The organism is Rhodoferax sp. ZS1R25 (assembly GCF_056521335.1).
Genome location: NZ_JBWMAZ010000003.1, coordinates 1 through 24,815, shown reverse-complemented (window position 1 = coordinate 24,815; position 24,815 = coordinate 1). Strand labels below are relative to the sequence as shown.

General features: G+C 56.3%; 19 protein-coding genes and 1 pseudogene. 6 read left to right on the top strand and 14 right to left on the bottom strand.

What is annotated here, in order from left to right:
• Window positions 1-226: 226 nt before the first annotated feature.
• The 10 genes from AC097R_RS17965 to AC097R_RS17920 form a co-directional block, all read right to left on the bottom strand.
• Complete coding sequence (locus AC097R_RS17965; RefSeq protein ID WP_479599587.1) at window positions 227-3,352, bottom strand: efflux RND transporter permease subunit; 3,126 nt, start codon at window positions 3,350-3,352, stop codon at window positions 227-229.
• Window positions 3,349-4,845, bottom strand: a complete 1,497-nt coding sequence (locus AC097R_RS17960; protein WP_479599586.1) for an efflux RND transporter periplasmic adaptor subunit — start codon at window positions 4,843-4,845, stop codon at window positions 3,349-3,351. Before AC097R_RS17960 ends, AC097R_RS17965 begins: the two co-directional genes overlap by 4 nt.
• Window positions 4,842-5,834: a TolC family protein gene (locus AC097R_RS17955; protein ID WP_479599585.1), complete on the bottom strand. Its 993-nt coding sequence runs from the start codon at window positions 5,832-5,834 to the stop codon at window positions 4,842-4,844. The genes AC097R_RS17960 and AC097R_RS17955 overlap by 4 nt, the downstream gene beginning before the upstream one ends.
• A 370-nt stretch (window positions 5,835-6,204) precedes the next feature.
• On the bottom strand, window positions 6,205-6,609 hold the full coding sequence (locus AC097R_RS17950; protein ID WP_479599584.1) for a hypothetical protein: 405 nt from the start codon (window positions 6,607-6,609) through the stop codon (window positions 6,205-6,207).
• A gap of 13 nt (window positions 6,610-6,622) precedes the next feature.
• Window positions 6,623-8,971 (bottom strand): heavy metal translocating P-type ATPase, encoded by a 2,349-nt coding sequence (locus AC097R_RS17945; protein ID WP_479599583.1) that lies wholly within the window; start codon window positions 8,969-8,971, stop codon window positions 6,623-6,625.
• A gap of 53 nt (window positions 8,972-9,024) precedes the next feature.
• Window positions 9,025-9,498, bottom strand: coding sequence for a DUF411 domain-containing protein (locus tag AC097R_RS17940; protein WP_479599582.1), 474 nt, complete (start codon window positions 9,496-9,498; stop codon window positions 9,025-9,027).
• A 123-nt stretch (window positions 9,499-9,621) separates the two neighbouring features.
• Entirely contained in the window at window positions 9,622-9,951 is a 330-nt protein-coding gene (locus AC097R_RS17935) for a copper-binding protein (RefSeq protein WP_479599581.1), read from the bottom strand.
• 54 nt (window positions 9,952-10,005) lie between these two features.
• Window positions 10,006-10,488, bottom strand: coding sequence for a cupredoxin domain-containing protein (locus tag AC097R_RS17930; RefSeq protein WP_479599580.1), 483 nt, complete (start codon window positions 10,486-10,488; stop codon window positions 10,006-10,008).
• A 32-nt stretch (window positions 10,489-10,520) separates the two neighbouring features.
• Window positions 10,521-11,924 (bottom strand): multicopper oxidase family protein, encoded by a 1,404-nt coding sequence (locus tag AC097R_RS17925; RefSeq protein ID WP_479599882.1) that lies wholly within the window; start codon window positions 11,922-11,924, stop codon window positions 10,521-10,523.
• A 20-nt stretch (window positions 11,925-11,944) separates the two neighbouring features.
• The gene (locus AC097R_RS17920; protein WP_479599579.1) at window positions 11,945-13,060 is read right to left on the bottom strand and encodes a hypothetical protein; all 1,116 of its coding nucleotides are present in this window, start codon (window positions 13,058-13,060) and stop codon (window positions 11,945-11,947) included.
• 141 nt (window positions 13,061-13,201) lie between these two features.
• Between AC097R_RS17920 and AC097R_RS17915 the strand changes: the two genes are divergently transcribed.
• The 3 genes from AC097R_RS17915 to AC097R_RS17905 are packed head-to-tail and all read left to right on the top strand — an operon-like array spanning window position 13,202 to window position 16,508.
• Entirely contained in the window at window positions 13,202-13,888 is a 687-nt protein-coding gene (locus AC097R_RS17915; protein ID WP_479599578.1) for a heavy metal response regulator transcription factor, read from the top strand.
• Entirely contained in the window at window positions 13,885-15,276 is a 1,392-nt protein-coding gene (locus tag AC097R_RS17910) for a heavy metal sensor histidine kinase (RefSeq protein WP_479599577.1), read from the top strand. Before AC097R_RS17915 ends, AC097R_RS17910 begins: the two co-directional genes overlap by 4 nt.
• 38 nt (window positions 15,277-15,314) lie before the next feature.
• Window positions 15,315-16,508: an MFS transporter gene (locus AC097R_RS17905; protein WP_479599576.1), complete on the top strand. Its 1,194-nt coding sequence runs from the start codon at window positions 15,315-15,317 to the stop codon at window positions 16,506-16,508.
• Window positions 16,509-16,517: 9 nt separating this feature from the next.
• Here the strand turns inward: AC097R_RS17905 and AC097R_RS17900 are convergent, their stop codons facing one another.
• The 3 genes from AC097R_RS17900 to AC097R_RS17890 all read right to left on the bottom strand — a co-directional run bounded on the left by AC097R_RS17900 (window position 16,518) and on the right by AC097R_RS17890 (window position 18,896).
• Window positions 16,518-17,336 carry an FTR1 family iron permease gene (locus tag AC097R_RS17900; protein WP_479599575.1) on the bottom strand — a complete coding sequence of 273 codons (819 nt, stop codon included), beginning with the start codon at window positions 17,334-17,336 and terminating at the stop codon, window positions 16,518-16,520.
• Window positions 17,337-17,352: 16 nt separating this feature from the next.
• Window positions 17,353-17,691: a cupredoxin domain-containing protein gene (locus AC097R_RS17895; protein ID WP_479599574.1), complete on the bottom strand. Its 339-nt coding sequence runs from the start codon at window positions 17,689-17,691 to the stop codon at window positions 17,353-17,355.
• A 200-nt stretch (window positions 17,692-17,891) separates the two neighbouring features.
• A complete protein-coding gene (locus AC097R_RS17890) occupies window positions 17,892-18,896 on the bottom strand; it encodes a sodium-dependent bicarbonate transport family permease (protein WP_479599573.1) in 1,005 nt (334 codons plus the stop codon).
• A gap of 84 nt (window positions 18,897-18,980) precedes the next feature.
• Here AC097R_RS17890 and AC097R_RS17885 point away from each other — a divergent pair, with 84 nt between their 5' ends.
• The 3 genes from AC097R_RS17885 to AC097R_RS17875 all read left to right on the top strand — a co-directional run bounded on the left by AC097R_RS17885 (window position 18,981) and on the right by AC097R_RS17875 (window position 24,275).
• Entirely contained in the window at window positions 18,981-19,877 is an 897-nt protein-coding gene (locus AC097R_RS17885) for a LysR family transcriptional regulator (protein ID WP_479599572.1), read from the top strand.
• 184 nt (window positions 19,878-20,061) lie between these two features.
• The gene (locus AC097R_RS17880) at window positions 20,062-20,529 is read left to right on the top strand and encodes a glycine zipper 2TM domain-containing protein (RefSeq protein WP_479599571.1); all 468 of its coding nucleotides are present in this window, start codon (window positions 20,062-20,064) and stop codon (window positions 20,527-20,529) included.
• A 494-nt stretch (window positions 20,530-21,023) separates the two neighbouring features.
• Window positions 21,024-24,275, top strand: coding sequence for a PAS domain S-box protein (locus tag AC097R_RS17875; RefSeq protein WP_479599570.1), 3,252 nt, complete (start codon window positions 21,024-21,026; stop codon window positions 24,273-24,275).
• 287 nt (window positions 24,276-24,562) lie between these two features.
• On the opposite strand, the pseudogene AC097R_RS17870 reads toward AC097R_RS17875, so the two are convergent.
• Window positions 24,563-24,815, bottom strand: a pseudogene (locus tag AC097R_RS17870) (methyl-accepting chemotaxis protein); the annotation flags it as partial.

Sequence of the window (24,815 nt, the reverse complement as noted above, 5' to 3'; positions counted from 1 at the left end):
CATTCCAGTCAACCACCCGAGCACTGCTATCGGATGTAAGCTTTGTGGCGATGAGTTCTAAAGTCTGTATTCGGCTTTGGGTCGACCGCGGCTGTAGGCCAGGAGCGGTTGGCCACGACTGTTTGCTTTCTAGACTGTTGTCAATCATTTCAAAACTACATAAAAACAAATGCTTGGTAGCACTAGCAAAGGCGAGGTCTTGACCTTGCCATTCTCATCGCCCACTTCAACTCATTTTCAGAACTCGCATCAAACGATACGCCGCTGGAATAATGAAAAGCGACAATAGTGGCGCCGTGACCATCCCTCCCAGCATGGGAGCCGCAATCCGGCTCATCACTTCGGAGCCAGTTCCACTACCCCAGATAATGGGAATCAAACCCGCCAGGATCACCGCTACCGTCATGGCCTTGGGACGCACCCGAAGCACCGCACCTTCGCGGATGGCATCCAGAACCATGACGACTCCGGGGGCTTCATCTCGGGTCGTTCGCTCGGCCAAGGCTTGCTTGAGATAGAGCAGCATCACGACACCAAACTCAGCAGCCACACCGGCCAGTGCAATAAAACCGACGCCGGTGGCCACCGACAGGTGGTAGCCCATCAGGTACAGAAACCAGACCCCACCCGTGAGTGCGAATGGCAACGTGGCCATGATCAGCGCAGCCTCGTCCAGCCGGTTGAAGGTCAAGTACAGCAGCACGAAGATGATGAGCAAAGTGGCCGGCACCACGACTTTGAGTCGCGCATTGGCCCGTTCCAGAAACTCGAACTGGCCTGAGTAAGTGACGCTGACCCCAGGTTCGAGCTTGACCTGCTGGCTCACCGCCTGACGTAGGTCATTGGCGACGGAAGCCAGATCTCTCCCGCGTACGTCCACATAGACCCAGTTGGAGGGCCGCGCGTTCTCGGTCTTGAGCATGGGCGGACCATCCGTGATCCTGACTTTGGCCACCGTACCCAGCGTGATTTGCTGCCCCATGGGTGTGAGGATCGGAAGTTGAACCAGTTTTTCGGGGGTGTCTCTCCACTCCCTGGGGTAGCGCAAATTGATGGGGAAGCGCGCCAAGCCCTCGACGGTTTCCGCCACATTCTCTCCACCAATGGCGCCAGAGACCAGGGTTTGCACGTCATTGATATTCAAGCCATAGCGACCGGCCGCCACTCGGTCGATCTGCACATCGACGTAACGCCCTCCGGTCAAACGTTCGGCCAAGGCGCTCGACACACCGGGCACGCCTTTGGCTACCTGTTCGATCTGGCTGGCGATGCGGTCAATGGTGGCCAGGTCAGTCCCGTTGACTTTGACGCCAATGGGGCTTTTGACACCGGTGGCGAGCATGTCAATGCGGTTGCGGATCGGTGGGATCCAGATGTTTGAAAGTCCCGGCACCTGGACAGCCTGGTCCAGCGCTTCGATCAGTTTCTCCGGCGTTATACCGGTACGCCATTGGTCCCGGGGTTTGAGCTGAACGGTGGTCTCGAACATCTCCATGGGTGCCGGGTCAGTGGCGGTCTCCGCACGACCCGCTTTGCCAAAAACGCGCTCAACTTCGGGCACAGTTTTGATCATGCGGTTGGTGATCTGCAGCAGCTCAGACGCTTTCTGCGCCGAGAGCCCCGGCAAGGCCGACGGCATGTAGAGCAAATCCCCTTCGTCCAAGGGTGGCAGGAACTCCCCGCCCAACTGGCTCACAGGCCACAGCGTGGTGGCAAAGACCAGAACAGCAATAGCCAAAGTGGCTTTGGGCCACTGCAGCACCCACTCCAGTGCGGGGCGGTACACCGCGATCAGGGCCCGGGTGATGGGATTGCGCTGCTCATCCGGGATGTGCCCTCGGATCCAGTACCCCATCAGGACGGGGATCAAAGTCACCGAAAGTCCTGCCGCCGCTGCCATGGCATAGGTCTTGGTAAAAGCCAGCGGGCCAAACAGGCGTCCCTCCTGGGCCTCCAACGTGAACACCGGGATGAAGGACAAGGTGATGATGAGCAAGGAGAAGAACAGCGCAGGACCCACTTCTACGGCCGCATCGGTGATGACGCCCCAACGCGCTTGACCCACCAGAGGCTGCTCAGGATGGGCATGCTGCCAAGCCTCCAGTTTCTTGTGGGCGTTCTCGATCATCACCACGGCGGCATCGACCATTGCACCGATGGCAATGGCAATCCCGCCTAGGGACATGATGTTGGCGTTGATCCCCTGGATATGCATCACGACGAAGGCTGCCACGATGCCCAGTGGCAAGGAGATGATCGCCACCAGGGCTGAACGCAGGTGGCCCAGAAACAGCACGCACACCAGTGCCACTACGACGAACTCCTCCACGAGCTTGGCAGACAGGTTGTCGATGGCCCGCTCGATCAGGGCGCTGCGGTCGTAGGTGGTGACGACCTCCACTCCTGGTGGCAGGCTTTTTTGCAGTTCGGCCAGCTTGGTTTTGACGGCACGGATGGTTTCCTGGGCATTTTTGCCAGAGCGCAGCAGTACGACGCCACCAGCGACCTCTCCCTGTCCATCAAGTTCGGCCACGCCACGGCGCATTTCTGGTCCGACCTGTACGGTGGCCACGTCCCCAAGCCGAACCGCAATGCCGCCGCGGCTGGACAGTGGGATGGCCCGAAAATCGTCCAGGGTCCGCAGGTAGCCATTGACCCGCACCATGTACTCGGCCTCGGCCAGTTCCAGCACTGAGCCGCCTGTTTCCTGATTCCCGCTTATCAAGGCCTGGCGAACCTGCTCGTAGGTGATGCCATAGCCATTGAGCTGGAGGGGGTCCAACACGACCTGGTACTGCTTGACCATGCCGCCTACGCTGGCCACTTCAGCGACATTGGGCAAGGTCTTGAGTTCAAATTTCAGGAACCAGTCCTGCAATGCCCGCAGTTGCGACAGATCATGTCCACCAGTACGGTCCACCAAGGCGTACTGGTAGATCCAGCCCACACCGGTGGCATCGGGTCCTAGGGCCGACTTGGCACCTGCGGGCAGCCGTCCTTGTACCTGGTTGAGGTATTCCAGAACGCGGGAACGCGCCCAGTAAAGATCGGTGGAATCGTCAAACAGGATGTAGACGAAGGAGTCCCCAAAAAAGGAGAAGCCCCGCACTGTTTTGGCGCCAGGTACGGACAGCATGGTGGTGGCCAACGGGTAGGTGACCTGGTTTTCCACAATTTGTGGTGCCTGTCCGGGGTAGCTGGTACGGATGATGACCTGAACATCGGACAGGTCCGGCAAGGCGTCGATGGGTGTGGAACGCACGGCCCACAGGCCAGCACCCGCCAGAAACACAGTGGCGAGCAGTACCAAAAAGCGGTTTGAGACTGACCAGCGGATGATGGCCGCGATCATGGCTTCACCCCCTTGAGCGCCACCACCTCATATTCGTCGCCAACCGCCCGAAACTGGAATTGCACGGTGTCCCCAACTTTGAAACCAGACGACTGCAACTCTTTCGCACGCTTGAAGCCCATGGTCATGGCCGGCCATTTGAGAGCCGGCACGGGTTCGTGGCGCAGCTTGATGTTGGAGGCATCCAGTTCCTCGATTACTCCCTGCGTTTCAAAGGCAAAAACCTTTTCCATACTGGGGGCAGCAGGACTCATCGAGGTGGAAGGCGGGCTCGATGAAGGAACGATCCCTCGCATGCTGGCTTCCGAATCCAACAGAAACTGACCCGATGCCACCACTTTTTGGCCTGCACTGAGGCCTTGGCGTATGACCAACTGCCCCTCACGTTCCGCGCCGAGCAGTACGTCAACCGGTCTGTATTGGCCCCCGTCCTCGGCCAGATAAACCAAGGCGCGCTTGCCGGTTCGGATCACGGCGTCTGAGGGCACCAGCAGGACAGATTCTGTGGGGCCGTGCAAGGTAGCTGTGGCCAACATGCCGGCACGCAACCTCTGGCCGGGATTGGGAAGTTCGACCCTGATGCGCAAGGTTCTCGTGTCCGGGTTGGTTTCTGTCAACACCGATGTCACCTTGCCCTTGAGGATGGTTTCAGGTGCGGTAGCGAGGCGGGCCTCCACCGCTTGTCCGATTTCCAGCGTGGATGCCTGGGCCTGCGGAACGGCCAACTCCAGCCATACCGTGCCCAATCCGGTGATGCGTGCCAATGTCATGCCGGGGCTCAGGCTCATTCCCTGGCGCACCATCAACTCGGAGATCACACCCGAACCAGGTGCCGTGATGGTGGTCACCCCCAGGGGGCGATTGCTGCTGTCAACGCGCTCGACCAATGCGGGGGGCATGCCTAGCAGTACCAGACGCTGACGGGCCGCCTGCGTCAAAGCAGCGTCGCCCATCGCTTTGACCACAAGAAACTCTTGTTGCGCGCCCACCCATTCCGGATTGGTGACGTCGGCCAGAGGGCTGCCTGCGGCAATGACATCACCAGGTGCACGGGCGTAGACGCGCTCGACAAAGCCACCGGTACGGGCCTGGACGATGCTGACATCCCGTTCGCTGAGTTGCAGGGCTCCGGCAACTTCTACCGTGTTGGAGATGTTCTGTTGCACAACGGTGGCCAGGCGCATTCCCAAACTTTGACTGGCGTGTGTGGAGACAGCCAGTGCGCCCGTGTCCGCTCCGCTTTCGTCGGCATAGCGTGCTACCAGTTGCATGTCCATGAACGGGGATGGGCCAGGTTTGTCGAACTTGGCATCGGGTTTCATGGGGTCGTACCAGTACAGCACTTTGCGTTCTGACTTGGAAGATTCGGCGGTGGCAGGTGACATGTTGGAACTGCGCTTGGTCCACCAAGCACCACCTGCAGCACCCAGAGCCAAGATCAGCAGGCCGATTGCGGTAAGGGCGAAATTCTTTTTTATGGATGCAGAGTTCATTGCGCACCTCCGGTCAGTGGGGCATCGTTGGTGAAGTACAGGCTTGCGCTGATGGTCTGACGCTCTCCCTGCAAGGCAAGGAATCGCAGTTGGGTTTCCAGGGATTCCCGGCGTGCCGCCAGGTGCTCTACCAAGCTTCCTTTTCCTGCCTGGTAGGCTGAAAGTGTCAAGGCGACCTTGTCGCGCATCAGGGGCTGCAGAACTGTCTGGTTGCGCTCCACGGCCAGATTCAGGCGTTCCAGCTCAGCCCATTGAGTGTTGAGTTCCTGCAGGTGTTCGCGCCGCAGAAGCTCCAGCTCTGCATCCAGGCCCAACCGCTCTATCTGCTTGGCTGCGATGAGCGGATCCTGGCGCTTCGCTGGTGCCGTGGGAAGGTCAAAAGTAACTTTGACCGAGACCATGTCACCAAACTGCTCCCCACGGCGCTGGTAGGCGAGCTCCAAACCCCAGTCTGGTTTTTTTGCGGCCTGCGCTTCCTGGAGCTCGGCGTCCAGCACACGGCTGGTGCTGCTGAGCAGGTTGACATCGGGATGGTCTTGAATGCGGTGGGCCAAAGCCTCACGGTCCAGTGCCCAACTGGGCGGTTCGCCCTCCAGTGATTCACCGGCGGCAGCTCCAATCCAGCGTTGCAGTGCGGCTATGGCCTGTGCACGCTGAGCTCGCAGCTCGTCCAGGCGCTCGGCCAGCATGGCCGCCTCCTGCCTGGGCATCAATACGTCGGTGATGGTGCCGCGCCCACCGGCCAGTTGTGCCTGGACCGCCGATTCCAGGAGCTTGTTTTGTTGGAAGAGACTGTCAAACAGTGCGATCTGTCGCTCCAAGGCATAGCGGCGGATCCACGCCATGGCGGCTTCTCTGCGCACGGTCAACGTTGAGAGCTGTTGTGCCGATTCGGCTTGCTGGACTTTGGCCTGGGCCACGGCAACGCGGGCTTCCCGTTTGCTGCGGTTGGGAATGTCCTGCATGTAAGCGATGCGCTGCATCGTCATGAAATCACCAGTCAGGCTATACCGATCTGGCCCTGCGACGGGCAGGTTCTCGACACCGACTGCCAGCTTTGGGTCTGGCAGCTCTCCAGCCGGAGCAGCGGCTGCGCGTGCGGTATCCACCCTGGCCTGAGATGCTGCAAGGGTGGGCGCTCCCCGGATAGCCAGGGATAAGGCTTGCTCAAAGGACAGTGGCGTGGCCCATAGCGGCAAAGCCACTGCGAGCGGGAAGGCAAATGCAACCAACCTGCGGCTGACACGGTGCCCAAGGGGGTGAACGGAACAAGGCATGTCCCAACTCCTGAAATATTGCGCTTGCGCGCGACGACCCGGCCGCACAAAGACGGCAAGGCACGGATTCAAGGGGTTGGGGTCAGGCTGGCGGACGCCAGATGGGGATGTGGCGAGGCTCTATGGCACGGTCGTTCAGACGGGCCAAGAAAGTGTCTTTGCTGAAAGCTTCGGGGATTGCGGGGAAATGCACAGAAAGGCCCAAGCTGCCGATCTTGCAGTCTTGGCCTACTTTGCAGGTTTTTCCCGTTTTGAGCAGGGTTTCCATGTCATTGCAGCAGTCCCCCAATTTGGCTACGGGTGTCTGCTCCATGTCGGCACCGAGCTGCAGTTCTGCAATGGCGGCCATTTCCATCGGGCAAGGCATCTTCGGCACGCCCAAACCCGCATATCCCGCCAAAGGAATTGCCAGGCTGAGCATCATCAACAGAATGAGACGAACGGTGCGCACGATCCGATTAAACCCGAAGTGGAAGTTCAACGCCAAACCAGGGTTCCGGCTACAGCGTTTTGCCCCTTAAACGCAGTGCATTCCCGACGACGGATGCTGAACTGAAGCTCATGGCCAATGCGGCGACCATGGGCGATAGCAGCCAACCGGTGAATGGGTAGAGCAACCCAGCGGCCAACGGAATCCCCAAAGCGTTGTACAGAAAAGCAAACATGAGGTTTTGCTTCATATTGCCCACCGTGGCGTTAGACAACCCCAATGCAATGGAAATGCCGCGCAGATCGCCTTTGACCAAAGTGACCTGAGCGCTATTCATGGCGACGTCCGTGCCCGTTCCCATGGCAATACCGACATTGGCCTTGGCGAGGGCTGGCGCATCGTTGATTCCGTCACCGGCCATGGCCACGATGCGGCCTTGCTTTTGCAGCAACTCCACCAAGGCCAATTTATCCTGAGGTTTGACTTCGCCGTATACCTCCTCAATTCCGAGCTTGGCGCCAACGGCTTTGGCGGTGGTGACGCCATCACCGGTCGCCATCACGATGCGCATGCCGGCGGCTTTGAGTGAAGCCAAGGCTTCCATCGTGCTGCTCTTGATCGGATCCGACACAGCCAGCAGACCAGCCAGCTTTCCGTCGATGGCGAGGTGCATCACGCTTGCTCCCTCGGCGCGCAGTGCTTCGGCTTGAGTTTTCAGAACATCCACGGAGACGTTGATCTGTTGCATCAGTGCAGTATTTCCCAAAACCAGATGACGCCCACTCACCTGGCCTTGAACGCCGATGCCAGATCCTGATTCGAAGTTCTCTGGTTTGTCCAACACCAGCTTGCGCTCGCGTGCTGCCGCCACGATGGCCGCGGCCAAAGGATGCTCGCTGCCTTGGTCCAGGCTGGCTGCCAAGCGCAGAACTTCGTCTGCATCCAATCCGTCCATCGGGATTGCCTTCTCAAACCTGGGGCGTCCTTCGGTCAAGGTCCCGGTTTTATCGATGATTAGGGTGTCTACCTTGCGCAGGTTCTCAATGGCAGCTGCATCCCGGAATAACACGCCGTTGGTAGCGCCCTTGCCAGTGGCAACCATGATGGACATGGGGGTAGCAAGGCCCAGCGCACATGGGCAGGCAATGATCAGCACAGCAACCGCATTGATCAATCCATACACCCAACTGGGTTCGGGACCAAATAGCCCCCAACCAAGCAAAGTCAGCGCGGCAATGCTCACAACGGCAACAACGAAGTAGCCCGCCACCACGTCGGCCATGCGCTGCATGGGCGCTCTGGAGCGTTGGGCCTGGGCCACCATCTGCACGATCTGGGACAGCACGGTGTCGGATCCGACTTTTTCCGATTTCATGACCAAAGAGCCGCTGGTGTTGATGGTCGCGCCGATGACCTTGTCCCCAACCCGTTTGGTGACTGGCAGCGGCTCACCAGTGAGCATGGATTCATCGACTGCACTGCTGCCTTCTGTGACCACCCCATCCACTGGCACTTTCTCACCAGGACGCACACGCAGCAGGTCGCCAAGGTGGACGTGGGTTAGTTCAATGTCCTCTTCTGTTCCATCTGTCTTGATACGCCGCGCAGTCTTGGGAGCCAAGCCCAGAAGAGATTTGATCGCGGCAGAGGTCTGGGAACGGGCCTTGAGCTCCAGCATCTGGCCCAAAAGGGTCAGGGAAACGATGACGGCTGCTGCTTCAAAGTACACCGCGACCCGACCCATTGACACGAAGGAGTCGGGAAAAACCCTTGGAGCTATGGTGGCCACCACGCTGTAGAGGTAGGCCGCACCCGTACCAAGACCGATGAGCGTCCACATATTGGGGCTGCGGTTGGCAAAGGATTGTGCGGCGCGAACGAAAAATGGCCATCCCGCCCACACCACGATGGGGGTGGCCAGTGCGAACTCCACCCAGCTCTGCACCGCCATGTCCATCCACTGCAGTCGGTGCCCAAACATGGCAAGTACGAAAACTACGGCGGTGAGCGGCAGTGTCCACCAGAAGCGGTGTTCAAAGTCCAACAATTCCGGGTTCTCTTCGTCGTCCAACGAGGGCATGACCGGCTCCAATCCCATGCCGCATTTGGGACAACTTCCCGGATGGTCTTGGCGTATTTCCGGATGCATCGGACAGGTGTAGACCGTTCCGGCGACGACCTGCGGTGCGGGTGGCTTCTCATGAGGCGCTTCCGTATACTGCATGGGATTGGCGTCGAACTTGGCTTTGCACTTGGGGCCGCAGAAAAAAAAGCTCTGCCCCATATGCTCGGAATGGTGGGGTGACTGGGCAGTTACCTTCATCCCACACACTGGGTCTTTGAGTGCGTTTGCGTCGTTGGGTGGTCCAGCCTGCAGAGGGTCTGCGTCCTGATGCCCGCTATGCGTCGAATGGTCCATTTTTTTACTCCCTAAAAACTTACCAAAACACCTCAAACCCGCGGAGTGCCTACTTAGCGATAGCCTTGAAACACGCGCGAACTGCCATCTTTGGAAACCAGCAAGACGTCATAGGGATCTTTCCGCCCACCATATACCGCGCCATCCATACCAGGCGAGCCCACAGGCATCCCCGGCACGGACAAACCGATCGCTGCGGGTTTCTCTTTCAACAACCGTTTGATGTCATTCGCGGGCACATGCCCTTCAATGGCGTAGCCACCGACCAGTGCCGTGTGGCAAGACCCCAATTGCCGTGGCATGCCCAGTCGCTCGCGCACCACATCGTTCCCGTTTTGGTTGACCTTCACTGTGAAGCCGGATTTCTCCAGGTGGGCAACCCAGTCCTTGCAACACCCACAGTTGGGGTCTTTCCAGACCTCGATGGAGGTGCCGTGACTGGCAGCATGTGCGCATGGCAAAGCCAGAACCAAAACGGATGCGAGCAGCATTCGACGCTGCAGTTGTGTCTTAAAGGGAGTGTTCATGACCTGATCCTCTGTAGTTTGGATGGAAAGCACCATTCCCGCTTTGACAAATGACAAAGCGCCATATCGGCGCCTTGTCATTTCCGGAAATTGTGTGCAAGCCTCACTTGCCAATAGGTGGGCTTATTTAACCGTCTGAATATCGGTGACCACCATTTTTCCGCCGTCGTTGATGACTGCGAACTTGACCTTGTCACCCGGCTGGACCTTGTCTAGAAGGGATTTTTCCTTGGCAGTAAACACCATGGTCATGCCCGGCATCTCCAGGTTCTTGATCTCGCCGTGCTTGATGGTGACCTTGCCAGCGTCCTTGTCTACTTTGCGGATTTCTCCGTCGGTCATTTGGCTCATGTCCATCTTGCTGTCCGCCTGCGCGTGCACAACTGTGGGGATCGCTGCCAAAGTGACCAAGGCTGTGGCAATGGTGGCAAGTGTTTGAGTGAATCGGTTCATGCAGTGTTCTCCTGAATCAGTTGAAAGTGGGATGTTTCACGAAATGGGGCGCTCTTACTGACCAGCTACCTTGACCTGGCCCTTCATGCCGGCCTCGTAATGACCAGGCATCAGGCATGCAAAGTTCACAGCACCGGCTTTGGTGAATTGCCAGATGATTTCGCCTTGGGCGCCCGGAGCCACTGTCACTTTGCTGGGTTCGTCATGTTCCATGTCAGGGAACTTCTTCATCTGCTCCAGATGTTCCAGCAGCTCCTTCTGGGTACCCAAGCTCAGTTCGTGTTTTACCTTGCCGGAGTTTTTCACTACAAAACGGATGGTCTCTCCCTTTTTGACCTGAATGTCGGAAGGTGTGTAACGCATGGTGTCGGCCATATCCACGGTGATCGTGCGAGTGACTTTGGAAGCTACACCGGCCTTGCCAATGGCAGAGTCATCGTGACCACCTGCGTGGTTGCCGTTTGCAAGGGCGGCGGTAGATAGCGCAGCGACGGCGATTGCGGTCAGGATGGGCGCGAAGGATTTAACGAATGTCATGAAGGGTTCCTGGGTTAAAAAATGAGAATGGGCTAGTGACCAGCGTGACCGGTCGGTTTGCGGGCATTGAGTACAGTGGTGGGTGTGGCTTTGCCGGTGGCCGGTGTCCCCGCACTGATTTCGGAGCGGAAGCGGGCGGGTTCAGACAGGGGTTCGGTGTATTCATGGGCAACCGTGCCTGCGGGATATTTATAGGGGCCCGGATCGCTGTAGTCACCGGACTTCTGGTCCTTGCGTACTTTGAGGACGCTGAACATGCCACCCATCTCAACCGGGCCATACTGGGCTTGTCCGGTCATCATCGGCGCGGTGTTGTCAGGGATGGGCATTTCCATGTCTCCCATGTCCGCCATGCCGCGCTCACCCATGAGCATGTAGTCCGGCGCCACTTTCTGGATCTTCTTGATCAGACCACGGTGGTCCACACCCACCATCGTGGGGACGGTATGTCCCATGGCGTTCATGGTGTGGTGGCTCTTGTGGCAATGGAAGGCCCAGTCGCCTTCTTCGTCAGCTACGAATTCCACCTGGCGCATTTGTCCCACAGCCACGTCGGTGGTGACCTCGTACCAGCGCGAGGATGGCGGAGTTGGGCCACCGTCTGTGCCCGTGACTTGAAACTCATGGCCATGCAGATGAATAGGATGGTTGGTCATCGTCAAGTTGCCCACTCGGATACGCACCCGGTCGTTTTGGCGCACATTGAGGGTGTCGATGCCAGGAAACACTCGGCTGTTCCAAGACCAGATGTTGAAGTCCGTCATGGTGTTGATCTTGGGCGTCTTGGTTCCCGGCTCCACGTCAAAAGCGTTCAGCAGGAAACAGAAATCCCGGTCCACCTCGCTGATATGGGGGTTCTTCTCCTTGGGATGGGTCACCCAAAAGCCCATCATGCCCATGGCCATCTGGACCATTTCATCGGCATGCGGGTGGTACATAAACGTCCCAGGTCGGCGCGCCACGAACTCGTAGACATAGGTCTTACCGACTGGAATCGCCTTCTGATTCAGACCGCCAACGCCATCCATGCCGTTGGGCAAGCGCTGGCCGTGCCAGTGCACCGTGGTGTGCTCAGGAAGTTTGTTGGTCACAAAAACACGCACACGGTCTCCCTCGACCACCTCAATCGTGGGGCCTGGGCTTTGGCCGTTGTAGCCCCACATATTGACCTTGAACCCTGGGGAAACTTCCCGTTCGACGGGTTCCGCCACCAAGTGGAATTCCTTGACACCGTTGTTCATGCGCCAGGGCAAGGTCCAACCATTGAGGGTGACCACGGGGTTGTAGGGGCGCCCGGTGGTAGGCACCAAGGGGGGTGCAGTATTGACTGATGTTTGAATCACCGGCTCAGGCAAAGTGGCCATGGCAGAGCGCGCCACTGCCAAACCGGCAACCGTTGTGGCTGCGCCGGCAAAGAATCGGCGGCGTGAATTGATAGGTTCCATGGTTTTCCTTGTTATTTGGTCGCAGCGTTTTCGCCACCGGCACCGGCCAGGCTGACAAAGCTGGTGGGGGTACCGCCCTGGAGAACGAATTGCAGATCCGTCTCGGCAATCAGGAAATCGCGTTGGGCGTTGATAGAGCTAATCTGGGCCTGCAGCAGCTCATTGGTCTGCGTCAACAGGTCCCAGACGCTGAGCAGCATGCCGTTGTAGCGAAGCACGACTTCATCGTTGATGAACTGCTGCAAAGTCAGTTCATCCTTGGCAAGTTGGGCAGCTTGGTGGCTTGAGGTGTAGATGTCGAAAGCCAATTGGGCATTGGTACCCGCTTTCAGGCCCTCGGAGCGTGGCAATACATTGCGCAGTGCAGACAGTCCTTGTTGGAAGACAACTGGAGACAGCGCTTGCTTGGGCATATCCGGCATAGCGTCCGCCAAACCTACCTTTGAGGAGACGCCCCACAGTTTGGTAGCTTTGAGCAGTGCTGTTTGGGTTTGCTTGGCTTCAATGTCCGCCCTGAGCGTTTGAAGTTTCATTTTTCCCAGCTTGGATTCCCATTGGGCCTGCTCCATCCGGCTCCAGTTGCCGACGCGGGTCATGCGACGGGCGAGCTCTGCGGCGGCGGCGGTGGTTTCCTGCATGTCACGCTGTTGCTTCAACGACAGGCTGGCCGCGACCGCGGTGAACCAGGCCTTGCGGGCGTCTGCAGCTACATCCAGAACAGTGTCAAAGTCCTCAACCCGGCGGCGTACCGCAGGTGCAACTTCCAACCAACGACCCTGCGCAATGCGCTCTTGGTTCTCGGCGCCCAGTTGGGACAGAGGACCAGCTAGCTCCGGGCGTGTACGCCAAGCTTGGCGGACCGCCGCATCGGCCGATTTGATCCAGGTATCAGGAGGTGTGTAGGGTGGACTGTTTTGCGCGTTGTCGTTGGCTGACTCCCACTTCAGCACATCTGCATGACCACGTTTGAACTGGGAGACTTCCTCATTGGCTTTGCGCCAATCGATGGAGCCTTGCTCCAGAGGCCCTTGGGTTGCCTGCTGGGCAGATACCGAACCAGCGAGGGCAAGTAGTGCGAACGTGGTCAGCCACAGTGACTTTTTCCGCACAATCGGAACACGGTGCATGGGGTATCCCTTTGGGGTAGTTGAAATCTGCCTGCACTCTATCGAGCAGCGCCCAACATCAAGCTGTCTTTTAGATTACAAATTTGTCATCTTGGTGGCTTCCTGCGCAATCGAGGCACACTTGCGCAAAGGACGTTGACTGTGAAGATATTGATCGTTGAAGACGAGCCCAAAACGGGCGAATACTTGCGACAAGGCCTCAAGGAGGCCAGCTTTGTCGTGGATTTGGTTCCCGACGGCAATGACGGGCTTCATGCGGCCTTGGAAGGTACGCACGACCTCATCATCCTGGATGTGATGCTGCCGGGCATGGATGGCTGGGAGGTCATGCGCAACTTGCGCCTTCAAGGGAACATGGTTCCGGTGCTGTTTCTCACGGCCAAGGACCAGATCGAAGACCGCGTCAAGGGGTTGGAACTGGGGGCGGATGACTACCTGGTCAAACCATTCTCTTTTGCAGAACTACTGGCACGTGTCAGAACCATTCTGCGGCGTGGGAAGTCCGGTGTGGAGGCAACGTCCCTCAAAGTGGCGGATCTGGAGCTCGATTTGCTGCGCAGGCGCGTGAGTCGTGGTGGCAAGCGGATTGACCTCACTTCCAAAGAATTCGGTTTGCTGGAGCTTCTGATGCGCCGACAAGGAGAGGTGCTGCCGCGGTCGCTGATTGCCTCCCAGGTCTGGGATATGAACTTTGACAGCGACACCAACGTGATCGAGGTCGCCGTACGTCGGCTGCGCAGCAAGATCGATGATCCGTTTGAACCCAAATTGCTCCAGACGGTACGGGGCATGGGCTACGTTCTGGAAATACCGCCCACCGCCCCATGACACAGCGCTTCTCACTGACAACAAGGCTCACGCTTTTCTACACCTTGGCATCCGCGGCGGTGTTACTGGGCCTGGGGTGGGTGACCTCTGTGGCCATGAACCAGCACTTTGAGGACCTGGACCGAGCGACGCTGGAGGACAAGATCCATTTGATTCAGGAAGTGGGTGGCAAAGCCCTCTCCAGACCTGACGTGCACCAGAACCTCGACGACATCCTGCATAGCCACGAAGGACTGTTTGTCAGCATCCATCGCAATGGCAAGCCCATCTACGCCACCTCTGATCTGAAAATCCCCAACGAGGCGGCAACCACTGTGGGAGAAGACCCTCAGACCCAGCCCGTACTGCGGTGGCAAAACGATGAGCACGAATACCGGGCATTGGGTGCGCTGCTACCAAGCACCTCGGCAGAGTCCGTTCCCACGACCGTGTGGGTCGCGCTGGATACGCAGCACCATGCCCATTTTCAGCGGCAGTTCCAGACCACGTTGATGGTGTACGTGGCTCTTGCCACTTTGTTCAGTGGTCTGTTGGGCTGGTTTGCAGCCCATAGCGGATTGGCCCCGCTACGCATCATGAAAATCCGCGCCCAGTCGGTGACTTCCAACAAAATGGGCGAACGCATGCCGGTGGAGGCCGTACCGGTGGAGATGGCAGACCTCGCCGTCACCTTGAATGACATGCTGGACCGGCTGCAGGAAGACTTTCGTCGCCTGTCAGAGTTTTCGTCCGACCTGGCGCATGAACTCCGTACGCCCATCAGCAACCTGCTCACAGAGACACAGGTCACGCTGTCCATGGTCCGATCCAATGCGGACTACCAGGATGTACTGGCTTCCAATTCGGAGGAGCTTCAGCGTCTGGCCAGGATGGTGTCTGACATGCTTTTCTTAGCGAAGACTGAAAATGGTTCGGCACTCCCCAGCCAAGAACACATCTCGGTCGCAAAAGAAGCCCAGGCGCTGTATGATTTTTACGAGGCCTTGGCTTCAGAAAAGGGGCTTCGACTAGAGCTAGTTGGCAACGTGAGCATCGTCGGGGATCGACTATTGCTGCGGCGCGCTTTGAGCAATCTTCTGTCAAATGCACTCCGCCATGCAAGCCCGAACACAGCAGTTTCAATTCATTTCCAGGCCCACGCTGACAACACCAGTGTGCGTGTAACCAATCGAGGTACAGACATCAACCCAGAAATGTTGCCAAGGTTATTTGACCGTTTCTTCCGCGTCGACAAGTCAAGAACCCATTCAGACAGCGACGGCGCAGGTTTGGGTCTGGCCATCACACGGGCGATCATGGAGGCGCACGGTGGGAGTATCTCCGTCACATCTGAGGCTGGAATTACGTGCTTCTCCCTGGATTTTCCCGCAAAACCGCCCCCTGTCTAGCCTACGTGACTCGTCGCATACGTCCCAGAAAGCCACCCATGAAAGTTAACATGAAGCCCCTCAAACGAATCCCCATCAGTATCTGGGTGCTAGGCTTTGTGAGCATGCTGATGGATATTTCCTCTGAGATGATCCACAGCCTATTGCCCATGTTTTTGGTGGGCGCACTGGGTGTCAGTGCTTTTACTGTAGGGATCATTGAAGGACTCGCCGAATCCACGGCACTCATAGTCAAGGTGTTTTCGGGCGCCCTCAGCGACTATTTGGGCAAACGCAAGGGCTTGGCCTTGCTGGGCTATGCGATGGGTGCATTTACCAAACCGCTGTTTGCGATTGCCTCCGGAACCGGCGTCGTGATTGCTGCACGGTTGATTGACAGAGTAGGAAAGGGCATACGTGGTGCGCCCCGCGACGCACTGGTGGCGGACCTTGCCCCGCCCGAGGTGCGAGGTGAAGCATTTGGTCTGCGGCAGTCTTTGGACACCGTGGGGGCTTTTCTTGGCCCCTTGCTGGCCGTAGCACTCATGCTTCTGTGGTCCGACGATTTTCGTGCCGTGTTTTGGGTAGCAGTTATTCCTGGGTTGTTGGCAGTAGTACTACTGTTCTTCGGTGTCAGCGAGCCTCAGCGGCAGAGCGGAACCAAAAAAACTAACCCTATTACCAGCGCAAACTGGAATCGCCTCAGCGGTCCCTACTGGTGGGTCGTTGGCATTGGGGCCGTTTTTGCGCTGGCGCGTTTCAGTGAAGCCTTTTTGGTCTTACGAGCCCAGCAAACCGGCGTAGCCGTCGCTCTGGTCCCATTGGTCATGGTGGCCATGAATCTGGTCTACGCGATGTCGGCCTATCCCTTCGGATGGGTCTCCGACCGTGTGAGCCATACCAAACTGTTGGTGTTGGGACTGATCGTCTTGATATTTGCTGACCTTGTACTCGCTAGTGGACGTGATTGGGTCACGATGTTGCTGGGTGTAGCGCTCTGGGGTATCCATATGGGCATCACCCAAGGGTTGCTGGCCACCATGGTCGCAGACACCGCCCCCGCAGATCTGAGGGGAACCGCCTATGGGGTTTTCAACCTGGCGAGCGGTGTTGCGATGCTGATCGCAAGTGGACTGGCGGGGTGGCTGTGGGATCGCCATGGTGCAGAAGCCACATTCCTGGCTGGAGCGGCATTCTGTCTTCTAGCACTCGTGGGTTTGGTTCTTCGATGGCTACGCGTGCACAACGGATAAATTTGGCGGCTAACGATTTGTCCGCGACCGCCTCGAAACCAATTGCATGCCCGCCGCAATGAGCACCAGTACCAACCCATAGGCGAGCACCTGCATTCCCGCTGGCTGCGCCTCGTAGCCAACCAGCCCGTGAAGAATGGTTCCGACTGCAGTGTTCTGGGAAAGTGCACCAGAGGTGTCCCACAGAGGCATTGCTAAGCTGGGCAGCAAGTCGGCTTGGATCAATAGGCGAGCAGCCTGTGATGCCATGCTCGCGGCCAGCAATAGCACCAAAATGCTGGTTACAGCAAAGAACCAACGCACCGGTATTCTGAGCAGCCCCGCATACAACAACGTAGCGACGATGGCCCCTGAGGCCAGGCCCATCAATCCACCGAGAAGGGTGTCACGAATACCGTTGTCCCCGCCTGTAGCCACTCCATAGAGGAAAAGAACCGTTTCCGACCCTTCACGCAGCACTGCGAGGGCCACCACGAACAAGATAACTGAACGCTCACGACTGCCGTCTGTAACCGCTCGCGCTGTGCTGGAAATCTGCTGGGCCAGCTGCTTCCCATGCACGGTCATCCAGATGTTGTGCCAGGCCAGCATGCCAATGGCGGTGATCAGAATGGCAACATTGAACAGTTCTTGTCCAACGCCATCGGCAAGATTCGCAATCATTTCCATGCTGGAGGCGACCACTGCAGATCCCACCAGACCCAGCAGAACACCGCCCCACACCCATCGCCCTCGGAAAGCAATTCCTCGCGTGGCAGCCATCATGATGCTGATGATCAGGGAGGCTTCCAGTGACTCACGAAACACAATGATGGCGGCAGCGAACATGGCGTTGTCTCAGAAGTTATTCGACGACGATCGTGCCCTGGGCGGCAGCTTCTGTTTCGTGGTATTCCTCAACAAACCCATAGCGTCCAGGCTTGAGCGGTCCCAGATTGATCGAGACCTTTGCCTTGCCCGGGATGACCTTTTCTCGGCCAAGCGGCTTGCTTTCAAACTCTGCCGGGGTCGCGTCTTCGTTCACCACCACGATTTTGATTTTCTTACCGGCCGGAACTTTGAGTTCTTTGGGTTCAAAGGCATGGTTTTTGATAGTCAGTGTGAACTCGTCTGTAGCAGCAGCGAACGCTGTGATTGTGGCGAGGGACAGGATTGCGAGAGCGATTTGCTTTTTCATACTCATACGGCCTTCTTTAATAAGAATGATTCGTATTGTAGTTGCAACAGAGCAATGTTTCCAAACCGTGTCGATGGGATTCCTCCGATGCCACATGGAGCGCTCAGTGTTCCGCTGGAGCAGTCTCCCGTTTCATCACCAAAAATGGAAAAATCTCTACTGAGCTTCTCACTTGCTTCTATTCTTTCTCATTCACTACTGATTGTTCAAAGGGTTGCCCGTGCAATCGCGACGTAGGTTGGAATCCCCACCACAATATTGAGAGGAAACGTCACACCTAGGCTCAGGCCGAAGTACAGCGAGGGATTTGCCTCTGGGAGCGCGTACCGAAGCACTGCAGGGACTGCGATGTACGAGGCACTTGCGGCAAGAACCATTAACAAAGCACCATCCCCGGCTGAGAGATGCAGCAAGTAGGCAAGTCCTAGGGCGAGACTTGCATGCGTGACAGGACCTAGCACTGCATATGCGACAAAGATGGGAGACTTCCCACGAATACTCGACAGATTGCGTGCAGCCATCAAACCCATGTCCAGCAGGAAGAACGACAGCATTCCTTTGAAGAGGTCGCCAGAGAATGGTTGCATGGCGGCTTTCCCAGTATCCCCAGTGATCAGACCGACTGCCATAGCTCCCAACAGCAGCAGTTGGGCCCCATCGGTGAATGACTCGTGCAAGATCTTGCCCACTGACGCTGCAGGTGGTCTCGCTTGTCCGTGAAGGGTCGCTATGCCACCGGAGACCGTCACCGTTCCTACGCTGGCTTTCTGTCTCAATGCATTGGCGAAGAATACGGCCATGATGATGGCGGGTGACTCCATCAACGCCATTGCAGCGGCCATGTGCCCACCATACGGAATCTGCTGATTTTCCAAGAATTGAACCGCAGTCACGAATGTCACTGCGCTAACAGACCCATAGGTCGCAGCGACCGCCGCGGCATCAAAGCTGGAAACGAATCGCCGCAGGATGCCGTAGCCCAACAACGGGACTGCAATGGCCAGCGCAAGGGCAGCAACAATGGTCACCCCCACTTTGTCATTCAAACCTGAATGCGAAAGGGCAAAGCCGCCTTTGAGGCCCAGAGCCATCAGAAGATAAAGGGATAGGAAACGTGAAATGGCTGGTGGAATCTCCAGGTTCGACTTGAGCGCTCCGGCCAGAACACCAAAAACAAAGAAAAGAATCGCGGGATCGAGCAGGTTTTGCATTGTGGTTCTCCTAGGTGCCATCCTAAAAATCTACCAATCATTTGTAAAATAGATTCTTATCTAGTTAAGAATAGATAAAACACTATGAATATCACCTTTAGGCAATTGAAGCTGTTTCTAGCCTTGGCAGAGACTGGGAGCGTCAGTTCAGCGGCCAGGGCCATGCATGTAACGCAGCCCACTGCATCGATGCAGTTGAAAGAAGTCGCGCTGTCAGTGGGGTTACCGCTCTACGAAGTTATCGGGAAGAAAATTTACCTAACCGATGTGGGCAAAGAGCTGGCCGTGACTGCACGCTCCATAGCCCAGACCTGGGATGCATTCGAGCAAGGAGTGGATGCCGCCAAGGGCTTGTCACGCGGCAGACTTCGGGTGGCCGTGGTCAGCACGGCAAAATATTTCATGCCACGCCTCATTGGCAGTTTCTGCAAAAAACATCCTGCCATTGATCTCTCTCTTGAGATCCTCAATCGGGACGGTGTGGTTCATCGTATGCGTGAAAACCTTGACGATATCTACATCATGTCCATGCCACCCACTGACATGGATTTGAGTGATGAGATTTTTATGCCCAACCCAATCGTGCTCATCGCTCCGGCATCATCCCCTTTGAGTAAGCAAGGCACCCTTGAACTGGCCGACCTTTCCCAGCACCGCTTTATTCTTCGCGAAAAAGGATCGGGGACACGGATGGCCGCAGATCGGTTTTTTCGTACCTCAAAGTTCCGACCCGATGTCCGACTGGAGCTAGGAAGCAACGAGGCAGTGAAAGAATCTGTTGCAGGTGGACTCGGAGTGGGCATCGTGTCTAGACATGTGCTGCACGGTTTAGAAAAGGAACATGGCGTGCGCACAATCGACGTTCAAGGCTTTCCGCTTCCATCAGCCTGGCACATCGTGCATCCTTCAAACAAGAAGCTATCGCCGCTCGCTTTGGCGTTCAAGCATCACTTGCTCGAAGAGGTTGATCGGCGTAAATGAGATAAGGCTATCTGTTAGCAGTGGAAGGTCGCACATCCGAGTCAATTGGGCTTGCCGTCTGAACCCCTTCAGTCGATGCGGCATACATCTACTTACAGTTGCAACACATTCGATACGCCCAAAATGCCGATTGAGCCGTTATCTGAACATACCCGAAGCGCGGGTCCACTCAAAGGAGCTCTTGATGAATTTCTCAAATCGCATTCACCCCTTGGTCGCAGTAGCGGCTGTATCTGTGACGTTGGTCAGTGCGTTGGGTATCGCGGCTATTACAGGCGTTTTGCCAAACTCCCACGGGTCTACGGTGGAATCAGTGCGGACTCCCGCGGAATTAGTTGTGGAATCGAAAAAACCAGATCAACTACCTACTGAAGCGTTGATCAAACACAAGCCTGCTGCTCACAATCTTGCTCAGAACACCCCCTCCAAGATGCCTCAGGCGACTAGCGACCAGGTTGCAAAAAATGAACCTTCTGCGCCTCCATCAAAAGCAGTCTCCCACAATAGCCCAGTAGGAATCGGTGTCGGTGCATTGATCGGCGGGGTTTTGGGGAACCAAGTCGGTAGTGGTGACGGCAAGACCTTGGCCACTATTGCCGGTGCGATAGGTGGTGGTTACATCGGCAACGAAGTTGCCAAGAAGAATCAGTAAATAGAGTCGATGGGCCGTGCAGTGTCGACAACGCTGCATAGCTCTACTTCATCATCTTTAACCGGAGGTTTGTTAGTCTCAATAGCGCTCACGAAATGCCTGTCGTCCCGTAAGCTGATACCGAGGTGAGGGCATTGAATCAAATCGCATTTGTCGCGCCCATGCTGATAGGAGTTTCCCCAAAATTGCCCGATCTCACCTCAGAGTTGACGACCACCAGTCTGACAAGGGCAACGGATGAGGAGTGGAATAAATCTGCGCTGTGCTTGGGGTTGGCAGAGCCAGTTTTTCACGCGCATCACTTGCGGCTTTGGAGCAACTAATGGCCAATTTGACAAAGAGGGCAACTGCCTGCAGTGTTCATTGCCAATGAAACCCACGCTGAGGTATTCCCCCCCCGTGTAGGCCCTCGATCATTAGGAATTGGATTGACCAAAAACTTGATTCCCTTACACTCAAAAGGACCCCGATCAATCCAGTAAGGAGTGAGCAGGATGAACAAACGGACCGATTCATCGGTGAGCGATCAGCAAGATCTGCCGGATAGGCCGAACGATTTCCGCTTTGCGCATTTGCTGTCTGAAATTGTTGCCTGCTTCGACCCGCAGCTGCGGCATACCTATGTGAACTCTGCGATGGAACTCTTCACTGGACATCCGGCCAGTGACTTTATTGGGAAGACCAATCGTGAGATAGGCATGTCCCCTAAGAAGGTGGAGCATTGGGACCATGCGCTAGGCAAAGTGTTTCGTAGCGGCCAACCGTGCGTGATCCAACTTTCGTTTGATACGCCCGAAGGCGAACGGCTATTCCTCTCCCAATTGCTGCCGCAAATAGATGCTCAGGGAATTGTCACTTCGGTGATGACAGTTGCGCGCGACGTCGGGTTCAGTCAGCTTGCGGGACTGACAGCGGAACACTTCAAAGCGATCATTGATTCCTCAGACGACGCCATTGTTGGAAAAACCTTGGATGGGACCGTCACTAGTTGGAACCGAGGTGCAGAAGTCATCTTTGGATATTCGCGGGAGGAAATGATCGGCCAGTCGTTGATGATCATTTTTCCCGAGGAGCGCAAGGACGAAGAGAAGTTCATCATTGAGCGCATTCTGCTCGGTGAGAAAGTGGATCACTTTGAGACGGTACGCATTCGCAAGGATGGAAATCCAGTCCACGTATCGGTCACCATTTCTCCGATTCGGGACGGTGACGGCATCATTATCGGAGCGTCTAAGGTAGCCCGCGACATCACGCCGCTTAAGGTCGAACAAGAGCGCCTGCGACTGGTACTGGACTCGGCGTGCAACGCCTTGTGGGATTGGGACTTGCGCACCGGGCGCGTGTACCGATCTTCGCACTTCTTCCAGATGACAGGATACGACACTGATGACAACACTCAGGCTCCAGCATTCTTACAACGCCTAGCGCATCCAGAAGATTGGTTGCGCGTGCAAGAAGTAATTGAGGGTTGCGTTTCCGGGCGCGCACAACAAATCGAATCTGAATTTCGCCTGATTTCCAAAACCGGAGAAACCGGACAGTGGGTGATGATCAGGGGGCAAGCCGTCGAGCGCAATGCCGAGGGCGCGCCGACACGCATCGTTGGTACGCTATCGGACATAACCCAGCGAAAACTTGCGGAGTTGGAATTGCGCGACCGGGAGCATCGCTTGAGCCGAGTTCTCGAAGGGTCAGAGCAAGGCTACTGGGATTGGAATATTCAAACGAATGATCTGGTCGTAAGTCCCCAATGGGAAGCCATGCTGGGGTATGCGCCTGGTGAAATGGACATGTCGAACGGCCAATGGGAGCAGGTCGTTCATCCCGACGACTTGCCTCAGACGATGGCCCTAGTCCATCAACACCTGCGTGGCGAGACTAGCGGCTTTAAGACGGAGATGCGATGCCGCACCAAGGCGGGTGATTGGTGCTGGGTGCTGTCACGCGGAAAAATAGTGGAGTGGGATGCAGGCGGAGAGCCGCTGATGATGTCGGGTACCCACTCGGACATTAGTGAACGCAAGAAATTTGAGCTGTCAAAGCGACAAGCCTTGACTGTGTTTACCAATAGCTACGAAGGCATTGTGGTGGTTGACGCGCAAGGGCTGATTGCCGACGTCAATCCGGCGTTCACGCGCATCACGGGTCATGCCCGTGAAGACGTGCTGGGAAAGTCACCCAAAGTACTGGCCTCTACGCAACAAAACACTGGCTTCTACCGGGAAATGTGGCAGACCATCGAGCAAAACGGATATTGGACGGGAGAGATTTGGAGCTGCAGAAAGAACGGCGAAAGCTACGCCCAAATGCTGTCCGTTTCCGCAGTGACAGATGGTCAGGGTGCAATAGAGCACTACATTGGAATTTTTTCTGACATCAGCGAGCGAAAGGCGCATGAGGCGGAGCTAGACCGAATTGCCCACTACGATCCACTAACGGGTACACCTAATCGGCGACTGCTGGCTGACAGGTTAGCGCAGGCTATTGCGCGCCACAGTCGCAGCGGGCTTTCGCTCGCAGTCTGTTATTTGGACCTGGATGGCTTTAAGTCGATTAACGATCAATATGGCCATACCTCAGGTGACAAACTACTCGTGGGTGTAACCGATAAGCTAAAACGAGTACTGCGTGCGGAAGATACGCTCGCACGCTTGGGTGGAGACGAGTTCGTACTTTTGCTGGCCGACATCGGATCACCGCAAGAATGCTCATTAATCTTGCAGCGCATATTGGGGGCGGTGAATGAGCCGCTACAGATTGACGGCAATGTTGTTGCTGTTTCAGCAAGCATCGGAGTCAGTCTCTTTCCAGATGATCATTCGGATGCTGATACGTTAATACGCCATGCAGACCAGGCCATGTATTTGGCCAAGGATGCAGGTAAGAATCGCTTTCATCTATTTGATCCAGATAGCGATCGCAAAGCTCAGCAGCACCGGCAATATGTCGATCGGCTGACTGTTGCGTTGGAGCAAGAAGAGTTTCGCTTGTACTACCAACCTCAGGTAGATTTGCTGACCGGGCAAATTGTTGGCGTAGAGGCACTGATTCGTTGGCAGCATCCTGAGATCGGATTGCGCAATCCATCTGAGTTCCTGCCCTTTGTCGAAGGTAGCAAGCTGGAATGCCGTGTTGGGAATTGGGTCCTGCACACCGCATTGCGCCAAGCGGCGAAATGGAAGGCGCAAGGAGCAGAAGTCAATGTCAGCGTTAATGTTAGTGCGCGACATTTGCTGTCTCCTGAATTCATAGGCGATTTGAGCCGGGCATTGGATAGCCACCCTGACATCTCTCCGGAAAATCTAGAGCTGGAAGTTCTTGAGAGCTCGGCAATCGACGACACTGCGGCTGCAGCATCTGTATTGCATCAGTGCCGAGCGATGGGGATTCGCCTCGCACTGGACGATTTTGGAACAGGCTACTCGTCACTAACGTACCTGCGCAAACTACCCTTTGATATGCTCAAGATTGATCAAAGCTTTGTACGCGACATGCTCAAAGATCCGGAGGATTGGAGCATCGTGGAGGGTGTTGTTCGCTTGGCCTCTGCCTTCAACCGCAGCGTCATTGCAGAAGGCGTTGAGACTATGCAGCATGGCGCAGAATTGATCAAACTGGGCTGCAGGCTCGCACAGGGCTATGGCATTGCTCGTCCAATGCCACCAGAGCAGTTTATTGAATGGTTGACGCGTTGGAAAGACGAGCAAGCTTGGCGTTCACTGGGGAACTTGGGAGGAGTGGCTTAAAACTTGGACTGCCATACGGTGTGAAACGCTCCCCGTTGCACAACAAAATGGCCGGTTACGTTGTAAACCTAGATTGGTGACTGGCGTCTTGCGCTTCGCCGACTATCAAAGGCCCATCCCAGAATATGTAGCTACCTACACACCTGGGCGCGTTGGGAATTAAGATAATGTGTTCTGCTAGGGCTAGCCATATCGCCAGAGGCAGGTTACCTAGAAAAACCCACAATGAGGCACCTAAGTGGATTTGCCTACCGCGCAACTCTGAACACTCGTATTTGATTTTGAAACTATCGAAGTTTTGGAATATGTGTTCCAAGGGATGGCTTGGCATTCGCTCTACGCTCTAACCCTTTGCGCACAGGCGGATTCATTGCTGTACGTGCCACAGGCTGGGAAAGCGTGGGGCGCGGGCTGCTGTGTTCGGCTGAGATCTTAAAAACCGCGACACCATCAACCAAATCCCTAGCCTGAGATTTCAGGCTGGACGCTGCGGCAGCCATCTCTTCGACCAAAGCCGCATTTTTCTGGGTAGTATGGTCC

Excerpts from the sequence above, each read along its gene's own strand:
- AC097R_RS17900 (WP_479599575.1), bottom strand. The coding sequence starts at position 17,336 with ATGTTCGCTGCCGCCATCATTGTGTTTCGTGAGTCACTGGAAGCCTCC.
- AC097R_RS17960 (WP_479599586.1), bottom strand. The coding sequence starts at position 4,845 with ATGAACTCTGCATCCATAAAAAAGAATTTCGCCCTTACCGCAATCGGC.
- AC097R_RS17965 (WP_479599587.1), bottom strand. The coding sequence starts at position 3,352 with ATGATCGCGGCCATCATCCGCTGGTCAGTCTCAAACCGCTTTTTGGTA.
- AC097R_RS17875 (WP_479599570.1), top strand. The coding sequence starts at position 21,024 with ATGAACAAACGGACCGATTCATCGGTGAGCGATCAGCAAGATCTGCCG.
- AC097R_RS17910 (WP_479599577.1), top strand. The coding sequence starts at position 13,885 with ATGACACAGCGCTTCTCACTGACAACAAGGCTCACGCTTTTCTACACC.
- AC097R_RS17895 (WP_479599574.1), bottom strand. The coding sequence starts at position 17,691 with ATGAGTATGAAAAAGCAAATCGCTCTCGCAATCCTGTCCCTCGCCACA.
- AC097R_RS17930 (WP_479599580.1), bottom strand. The coding sequence starts at position 10,488 with ATGACATTCGTTAAATCCTTCGCGCCCATCCTGACCGCAATCGCCGTC.
- AC097R_RS17885 (WP_479599572.1), top strand. The coding sequence starts at position 18,981 with ATGAATATCACCTTTAGGCAATTGAAGCTGTTTCTAGCCTTGGCAGAG.
- AC097R_RS17890 (WP_479599573.1), bottom strand. The coding sequence starts at position 18,896 with ATGCAAAACCTGCTCGATCCCGCGATTCTTTTCTTTGTTTTTGGTGTT.
- AC097R_RS17940 (WP_479599582.1), bottom strand. The coding sequence starts at position 9,498 with ATGAACACTCCCTTTAAGACACAACTGCAGCGTCGAATGCTGCTCGCA.
- AC097R_RS17880 (WP_479599571.1), top strand. The coding sequence starts at position 20,062 with ATGAATTTCTCAAATCGCATTCACCCCTTGGTCGCAGTAGCGGCTGTA.
- AC097R_RS17920 (WP_479599579.1), bottom strand. The coding sequence starts at position 13,060 with ATGCACCGTGTTCCGATTGTGCGGAAAAAGTCACTGTGGCTGACCACG.
- AC097R_RS17905 (WP_479599576.1), top strand. The coding sequence starts at position 15,315 with ATGAAAGTTAACATGAAGCCCCTCAAACGAATCCCCATCAGTATCTGG.
- AC097R_RS17945 (WP_479599583.1), bottom strand. The coding sequence starts at position 8,971 with ATGGACCATTCGACGCATAGCGGGCATCAGGACGCAGACCCTCTGCAG.
- AC097R_RS17935 (WP_479599581.1), bottom strand. The coding sequence starts at position 9,951 with ATGAACCGATTCACTCAAACACTTGCCACCATTGCCACAGCCTTGGTC.
- AC097R_RS17955 (WP_479599585.1), bottom strand. The coding sequence starts at position 5,834 with ATGACGATGCAGCGCATCGCTTACATGCAGGACATTCCCAACCGCAGC.